The sequence below is a fragment of the Sphingobium sp. AS12 genome, assembly GCF_019097845.1.
Classification (GTDB): domain Bacteria; phylum Pseudomonadota; class Alphaproteobacteria; order Sphingomonadales; family Sphingomonadaceae; genus Sphingobium.
In genome coordinates this window covers 63,759-71,932 of record NZ_JAHRGM010000019.1, presented here as the reverse complement: position 1 = coordinate 71,932, position 8,174 = coordinate 63,759, and the positions used below count along the sequence as shown (strand labels likewise).

5 protein-coding genes are annotated in these 8,174 nt (G+C 59.4%); all 5 read right to left on the bottom strand.

Features of this window, described 5'->3' with window-relative positions; translation table 11 throughout:
• Positions 1-2,390 (bottom strand): TonB-dependent receptor (locus tag KRZ98_RS07615; protein ID WP_217673044.1); only part of this gene is annotated, 2,390 nt, incomplete at its 3' end.
• Between the two features lie 219 nt (positions 2,391-2,609).
• The gene (locus KRZ98_RS07610) at positions 2,610-3,815 is read right to left on the bottom strand and encodes a glycoside hydrolase family 5 protein (RefSeq protein ID WP_217673043.1); all 1,206 of its coding nucleotides are present in this window, start codon (positions 3,813-3,815) and stop codon (positions 2,610-2,612) included.
• Positions 3,816-3,873: 58 nt separating this feature from the next.
• The gene (locus KRZ98_RS07605; protein ID WP_217673042.1) at positions 3,874-4,695 is read right to left on the bottom strand and encodes a GDSL-type esterase/lipase family protein; all 822 of its coding nucleotides are present in this window, start codon (positions 4,693-4,695) and stop codon (positions 3,874-3,876) included.
• The gene (locus KRZ98_RS07600; RefSeq protein ID WP_254798190.1) at positions 4,692-5,618 is read right to left on the bottom strand and encodes an alpha/beta hydrolase; all 927 of its coding nucleotides are present in this window, start codon (positions 5,616-5,618) and stop codon (positions 4,692-4,694) included. The genes KRZ98_RS07605 and KRZ98_RS07600 overlap by 4 nt, the downstream gene beginning before the upstream one ends.
• Before the next feature lie 35 nt (positions 5,619-5,653).
• Positions 5,654-8,032 (bottom strand): glycoside hydrolase family 3 protein, encoded by a 2,379-nt coding sequence (locus tag KRZ98_RS07595; protein ID WP_254798189.1) that lies wholly within the window; start codon positions 8,030-8,032, stop codon positions 5,654-5,656.
• Positions 8,033-8,174 lie beyond the last annotated feature (142 nt).

Genomic DNA, 8,174 nt, shown 5'->3' with positions numbered 1-8,174 from the left:
GAAACGGACGGACCCGCTCCCACTGCTCGTCGCTTAATCCGTGTCGATCCAAGATGGCGCTCCCTTCGCCAGTCTTGAATCCGATCTGCGCGGAAAAGGGAATCCCCTAATTGTCCACAGGCCTTAGAGAGCGTAGGCTTCAGAAGCGGGTTTCCTGTTTCCGCCGTAAAGTTGGTAAAAATGCCCGGCAGGTTATTGCCCGGCGTGCTGGCGGGGTTGGCCGTCGTAGCGACACCCACTGAACCCGACGCACGCAGCGCCTGGAAAGACGGGAGATCGAGCGTGATATTGTAACCAGCACGAATCTTCATGTCGCTAGTGGGTGAATAATCGAAATTCACAGATGGCAGAACGTGCGTGAAGGATGCTTTTCCAGAACGCGGCACAAATCCGCTGGCTAGCGTAAGCGTCTGTCCATTGAGGATGAAGGTTGCGCCATTTTGCTGGATCATACCACTGCCCTCATTTTCCAGATGGACAATGCGGACGCCAACATTACCGGCAATGCCGCGACCGTCGGGCGCACCAAAACGCACGAGCGCGTAAGCGGCGGTGGTCTTTGTGCTATGGTCGGTCTGCACAAATGGCGGATTCCCAGCGCCGCCGCCGTAACCTGTCTGGGGCAGTGGTCCTGATGCCGAACAATTAAATTCCGTACCCGGCGCGCAGAAACCGGCCGGTGGGGAAGCGGTCAATTGCGGCCGGTTGAACCGGCGAACCAGGTCATCGGTGGGGAACATGAGATGAGCAGGCAATACTGCCTGACCATGGAAGAAGTTTTTGAAGATATGCGTTTCGACGTCGCCGGGTGCTGCGTTGGCATAGGTCAACTGCGGATCGCCGTTCCAACCACGACCCAGCGCTGCCCAGGCGTAGCCATTGTCGAAATCGCGCTCTTTGCGCTCGGCAATACGGCCACCAACCTTGATCGACCGGAAAAAACTGTCTTCAAACTTATATTCTGCGTCGAGTTGGGCCGAATCCAGCCGCCCGCTATTATCTTCATTGTGCGGCATGGAAGCCGTCCAGAAATAATTGGCTGGATCAGAGAAGGTTGCCTGCGCCCCGGCCGGCAACGACACCACGGGCAGGTCGCCGCTCAGATCAAGGCCGAAACCCGATGGGAACGACACGTCGCGGAAAACGTCCAGGCGATCATAGATTCGCGACGATGACACACGCTGAATCGCACCCTTTACAGCAAACGGGCTGTCGGTTGGCGCCCAGTTGAAGCTGAGCGAGTAATCGCGCGTTGTCGTCTTGCTCTCATACGCACCCTTGTTACCGCCGCTGGTAATCGGCCCAGCGGGATTGAAGCTGTTAGGGTCACGGTTGAAGAAGGATGGCGATGAAATCAGGACGTTATTGGCATCGAACTCGCTGTTCGCGGGATCTACGGCGAGAGATTGCGAAGCCACGAAAGCCCCCCAGTCGCCAGAGCTGTTCTTATAGCGTGACTGGAAGAACGTGCCGGTAAGAGTCAGCGAATCCGCCGGCGCCCACTGAACCGCACCGTAAATGCCCGTCCGGGTACGCTGGAACTGCTCTTCACCATAAGTATAGCCGCCCGGCACATAATAATCCGTGCCGCTCAGCCTGGTCCGGAAATAGGGTTCGACGCGGAAGAAATGTGAGTTGGAGCTCAACCGGCTATAGGCGACATCGCCCAGAAAGCCGATTTCACCAAGTGGCGTCTGCCATTTGTGGCTGACCAGGAATGATCCCGATGCGTCTGCCTTCTTCGCCAGATCGCCCATGCTAAGATCGCCAGTGGCCGCGACATGCAGTCCGCCCGAAAAGTCGAATGGCAATTTGGTCCGCAGATCGATCTGCCCGCCTGTACCGCCTTCGATCAGGTCTGCGGTGGATGCCTTGTAGACATCCACTGCCGCCATCAATTCAGGCGTCACATCGGCAAATTGAAGCGCGCGCCCGTTGCTGGCGCTGAACACTTCGCGGCCGTTCAGACGCGATGCAACACCGGTCAGGCCGCGGACCTGAATGCCGGACCCTTCGACCGAGAAGTGATCGGGATCGTTCAGCGCTGCGAATCGCACTATGGTGACACCTGAAACGCGTTGCAGCACTTCGGTGATGGAATTGTCGGGCAATCTGCCCGCGTCATCGGCGACAACCGAATCGATGATGGTTTCGCTATTGCGCTTGCGGGCATCGGCCTTTTGCAGCGCTTCACGCCGTCCGGTCACAACAATGCTGGAATCGCCCGTATCGCTGCTGGCCTGTGGCGCGGCGCCTGACGCCGAATTGGCCTGAAGCTCGGCGGCGCCCACCGGCGCCGCGATTCCCGTGGCCGCCAAAGCAACGGTGGATACGCCAATCCGCAACATAGCGCCCCAATGGCGCCGCGGATTGCTGTGCAACACTTTCATCTCTCACCCTCCCCATTTACACTTGCCTGCATCATGTCACCGACATGTGCTTCAGCTTTTGCGTTATCGCTATCATTACGGTGTTGCAGCGTTGCTGCCAACATATTTATTATGCACCGGACCAGCATTTTTTTGTGCGATGAGACATAGGTTGGTGGCGGCTCTGTTACCGCAATCTTTTCGTGCCGTGGCTATCGCTGGTGTGCGATGGACGGTCGGCTATTTGCCAAGATCGGTGATCGCTGCGATCAATCCGGGGAACGCTTTGGTCGATCGCGCGCGATCGAACAGACCGGATTGGTGGTTAGCGACATAGCCGCTGTCCCAATAATAGGGCACCATGCCATGTTTGCGGGCCGATCGTGTGACATAGGCATCCCAATAGTTTCGGTATTTGCCCGTCGGGTCATATTCCGCCCGCAGACTGGCCGAATATTCCCCCAGCAACACCGGTACGCCCTTGTCGACGAACAGCGTTTTCATCTTCTCGAATTGTATATCGACATGCTTTTCATCCGCCCATGGTTGGGCAGCGCTCTTGTCGGTGGTGATGACGCCCCATTGCCAGATTTTGCTGCTGGTATTCAGCGTGAAATCATAAGGATCATAAAAATGCACTTCCATCATCAACTTGTCGCTGGCGATATCGCGCGGCAGGGTGGCATTGCACCCGACCGTATGATCGATATTGGTATTATATCCCTGTACCACGAGATATCGAAACGCATTCCCGCCGCCAGTTGCGCGCACGGTATCGACGAACACCTGGTTAAAGCCGTTCTGAACGGCGCAATTTTCTTCAGTCGGTGCGGTGTAAACATCCTTGACCGCAATTTCGTTAATGCCTGCGAATAGCAGATGATCGTCATAATCGCGGAACCGGGTTCCAATCTGGGTCCAGAACGACGCCAACTTGGCGTTCGCCGCGTCGCGGTTGGCATTGGTCGGCTGCAACCAGCCGCCGTCCCAATGCACATTGATGATCACGTACAAATTGGCTTTCCGCGCAAATCCGACCACCTGTTCCACACGTTTGAACCAGGCATCGCTGATCTGATTGTCACCTGTCGTATATTGGCTCCACGAAACGGGAATACGCACGCTGCGGAAACCGGCGGCATAGACCGCTTTCATCAATGCGGCCGTGACCGGTGGATTCCCCCACGCACCTTCTTGCGATGTCGTTGCTTTCCCGCTTGGCGCCAGCGCTTCGAGCGCATTGCCCAGATTCCATCCTGGCGACATTTGGTTGGAAAAAGCGATGGCGGTGGTCGCGCTGCTCGGCGGCGTTGCTTCTGGCATTTGCGCCGACGCCGGCGTCGATATCGCGAGCATTGACGAAATGCAGGACGATATCAGCATGATACGCCGCAAATGAAGGGCAACCCTAGAAGAATGACCTGTGGCAATATGGGCAATCTCCATATTCTACTCCTGTGCATGATCCTTGTCTGGGCAATGACATCCTGATGCTCTGGCTGCCTTATCGATCGGGTCGACCGCGCAGCTTTGCAGGATGGTGGAGGGCGTTTATGGCTTGCGCGATCGCTGCGGAGACTATTGGGCGCATGCGCGCATACCCCGTATCATTGGGGTGCAGGCCGTCGCCACTACATGCGGCACATAATAATCCGTGCGCATCCACCAGCGCCATTTCATAATCGGCGAAGGCATAGCCCCGTCGCCGTGCCAGGCCGCGCAACCCGGCATTGATGGCGCGCAATGTTGCTGGCGGACGCTCCTTCACCACATAGCGGGCATTCTCGTTATAATCATTCACCGGCAGCAGCGCGCCGATCACGACACGAATGCCTCGTGCATCGGCAATGTCGGCCATCGCGCTGATATTGGCTATGATCGTTTCCGGCGTCTCGATCTGAAGGAAACCCGTCACGTCGTTGGTGCCAGCCAGGATCACCACCGCCGTCGGCTGCAACGCGACCACATCCTGTTCAAACCGCACCAGCATCTGCGCCGTTACCTGCGCGCTGATGCCGCGATTGACATAGGGCATGCCCGGAAAATCGCGCGCCAAATTCCATTGATCGGTGATCGAATCGCCCAGGAATACGACACGCTGTACGCCTTTGACCGGCGGTGGCAGCGCGGCATTGGCGGGCGCGTAGATGTAGCGCTCGCCAAAATCCTGCATCATGGATGGCACCAGCTTGGCCCGGAACGGCCCTGCCCACTCGCCCCAGTCTCTGGTTTCGACGACCGTGCGCCGTTCAGGCGAATTGCGATAGGGCGGCGCATCGGTCGCGACGATCGCGCCAGCGAGCAACAGCAGGGCGATCCGCTTCATACTTCCATCATCCCAGTGCGGCGCATATAGGCGATCAGCAACTCTGGCCATGCTGACGCCGGCACCGTCTTGGGCAACCGCACGCCAAAGCCGTGTCCGCCCTGGTCAAAAGCATGGAGTTCAACCGGCCGCTGCGCCGCCAGCATTGCCTGATACAGCGCCAGACTGTTGGTGATCGGCACCAGCCCATCGTCGCTGGCATGGACCAGAAAGGCGGGCGGCATGTCCGCGCCGACACCATGCTCGATCGAAGCGATGCGTTGTTGCTCTTCGATCGACCCCGCACCCAGCAGCGCGTCGCGCGATCGGACATGGGTGAACGGCGCTACCATGCTGATCACTGGATAGATGAGCGCAACCAGGTCTGGTCTGGCCGACAGACGATCGGCGGCGTCGACCGGCGTATAGGATGGTTCGGCATGGCGCGTCGCAAGACTGCCCGCCAGATGCCCGCCCGCCGAAAAGCCCATTACCGATATGCGGCTCGCATCGACGCCAAATGCCGCCGCATTGGCCCGAATCAACCGCATTGCACGCTGCGCATCGGAGAGCGGTACGCTAGCCCTGTTTGCCCAGCCTTCGCCGGGCAGACGATATGTCAGGATAAAACAGGTCACACCCCGCCCATTCAGCCAGCGCGCCTGTTCTTCGCCCTCATTATCCCATGACAGAAAACCATAGCCGCCGCCGGGAATCAGCATGACCGCCGCGCCATTGGGGTTGGCGGGGCGACGCACGGACAGCGTTGGTCGATCGACACCCGTGATCCAGCGATCGTTGAAAGCCGGATCATCTGAACGCTGCTCTATTTTGCGCACAGGCATCTTCCCCGGCGCGCCGGGTGCCCTGCCGGGCCAGATATCTATCGTCTCCGGCGTCGCTGCATACGCCTTCAACGGCGCGGCCAGCGTTGTCGCGACCATCGCCGTGATCACCGCGCGTCGGGTTGGACCATGCATCAGGGGCACACCGTGCCAGCAGGGTCCGTGGCCAGACGCAGATCGGAAATCGCGATGGTGAACGGCGCGGTTGCCGACAGCGCGAACGGTTCAGTTACCGCGTCCATCTTTCCGCCCTTTTCGCGGAAGCATTTGAGTGGCACGCGCAACATCTGCCACCCGTTTGATGCGCCGACAATCGGCGCAATCTCGACCTTGCCGCCGCCCAGCGACAGCGTGACCGGACCGGTCGGCGCGGCGATCGTGCGATAGGTTATCTGCAAATTGAGGTCGGCATTGACTTCGCGCACCAGCGCCAGTTCCGGCCCGGTGATCCGCGCTGTCCCGGCCTGTGTCCAGGCAAACTGGACCGCGCCTTCCTGCGTGGTGGCGCTGTCCACTGCGCTCCGCTGCACCCCGCCATCGACCGTCAAACTGAACGGGGCCGGAACCTTGCCGCGCGCGAAGAACAGGCTGGTATTGGCCAGGCTTGCATCGACCCCGGCTACTTCGCTCAGCACAGGCACGGTCGCGCCCTTTGCATAGTTCAGGCCATAGCCAAATGCGAACAGCGGATCATATCCTGCCATGCCCTTGTTCAACACGAACTGGCCCGCCGTCTTGGGCCAGCTATAGGCCAGCTTGCCGGTAAAATCAGCGCGGGGCTTGCCATCGCTATCGCCGATCAAAACATCGGCAACTCCTGCGCCTTCAGACCCTGGGAACCATGCGGCGACAAACGCATCCGACTGGTTGAGTTCCGGATTGACCCACAAAGGCCGCCCCGACAGGAACACCGAAACCGTCGGCACGCCCGCCGCCTTCAGCGTTTTCAACAGGGCAAGCGCCTGTTTGTCGCCTGCCTCAAACTCCAGGGTGCGCACATCGCCGCGCATTTCGGCATAGGGCGTTTCGCCAAAGACCACGATTGCGACATCGGGCCGGGTGGAAAAGCGGCCATCGGGCGACAATGTGGCGGTGCCTCCGCCAGCCTTGGCTGCGGCGGCAATTCCGGCATAGATAGATGTTGCGCCGGGGAAATCGGCATTGGTGTTGCCATCGCCCTGCCATGACAGGGTCCAGCCTGCCGATTGGCGTCCAATGTCATCTGCCGCATCACCCGCGACGAGAATGTTAGCGCTGGCCTTTAACGGCAGGACACCGTTATTCTTCAGCAGGACGAGGCTCTTGGCCACCGCCTCACGCGCGACCGCACGATGGGCTGGCGACCCGATCGTGTCACTTTTCGCTTCCCACGGACGCCCGGCGTCGAACAGTCCCAGCTTCATCTTCACGCGCAGGATGCGACGCACCGCATCGTCGATCCGCGACGTCGATATCGTACCAGCCCTGGCGGCGGCGAGGGTCGAGTCAAACAGACCCTTCCAGCTATCGGGTGCCATCGCCATATCCAGCCCTGCGTTGAAGGTCGCGGGGCAATCTATATTGGTGCAGCCGGGAATTTGCCCGTGACCGTTCCAGTCGCCAACGATGAAGCCGTCAAAGCCCATCCTGCCTTTCAACACATCGGTCAACAGCGTCTTGTTGCCATGCATCTTGGCATCATTCCAACTGGAAAAGCTGGCCATGACCGTCATCGCAGCGGCGTCGATCGCGGGCGGGTAGCCGACAGCGTGTACCTTGATAAGGGTCGCTTCATCGACTGCTGTATCGCCCTGATCGATTCCGTCCGTCGTGCCGCCATCGCCAAGGAAATGCTTGGGTGATGCCGCGACCTGCCCGCGTTGGATGCCAAATGCGCCGGGCTTCCCCTGCAATCCTTCGACCATCGCGGCGGCATAGGACGCAACGACCGCCGGATCCTCCGAATAACCCTCATAAGTGCGACCCCACCGGTCATCCTGCGGGACGGCCAGTGTGGGACCGAATGCCCAGTCGATCCCGGCAGCTGCGGTTTCGCGTGCGGTCACTTCGCCGATGCGACGGATCAGCGCCGGATCGCGCATCGCACCGAGCGCGCTGTTATGCGGGAAGATCGTCGCACCGATCACATTATTATTGCCATGCACCGCATCGACACCGAACATCAGTGGAATCGCGACATGGCCGGGGCGCTGCTCCAGGGCCACCGCGTTGAATGCGCGGCTGGTGGCGATCCATGGCGCGGCTGGCGAACGATCCGGGCTGCCAATCGGTGGGGAACTGCCGCCCGCCAGGATCGAACCGAGTGGGTAACGCCGCAGATCCGCTGGCGTAATCGCGCCAATGTCCGCCTGAATCATCTGGCCGACTTTTTCTTCAAGGCTCATGCGCTTCATGAGCGCGGTAATCCTGGCCTCGGTCGACGAATCGACCAGGCCGCGGCTTTTTGCTTTCGGCCATTGATCGGGATGCGCAACCTGCGCGGTGGCTACTGCTCCGGTCATGCCCATCAACATGACCAGAGTCCATGGTGCCAGACGTGTCATAGCGTTCCCTCCTCATTTTATGATCTGCTTCTTAAAGCGACATTTTTGGTATCGCTATCATTAATTTCATGGAAGATTGTCGCAGATCGCTTTTCTTGGCGCGGTCTCCTGC

Excerpts from the sequence above, each read along its gene's own strand:
- KRZ98_RS07610 (WP_217673043.1), bottom strand. The coding sequence starts at position 3,815 with ATGGAGATTGCCCATATTGCCACAGGTCATTCTTCTAGGGTTGCCCTT.
- KRZ98_RS07605 (WP_217673042.1), bottom strand. The coding sequence starts at position 4,695 with ATGAAGCGGATCGCCCTGCTGTTGCTCGCTGGCGCGATCGTCGCGACC.
- KRZ98_RS07600 (WP_254798190.1), bottom strand. The coding sequence starts at position 5,618 with ATGGTCGCGACAACGCTGGCCGCGCCGTTGAAGGCGTATGCAGCGACG.
- KRZ98_RS07595 (WP_254798189.1), bottom strand. The coding sequence starts at position 8,032 with ATGTTGATGGGCATGACCGGAGCAGTAGCCACCGCGCAGGTTGCGCAT.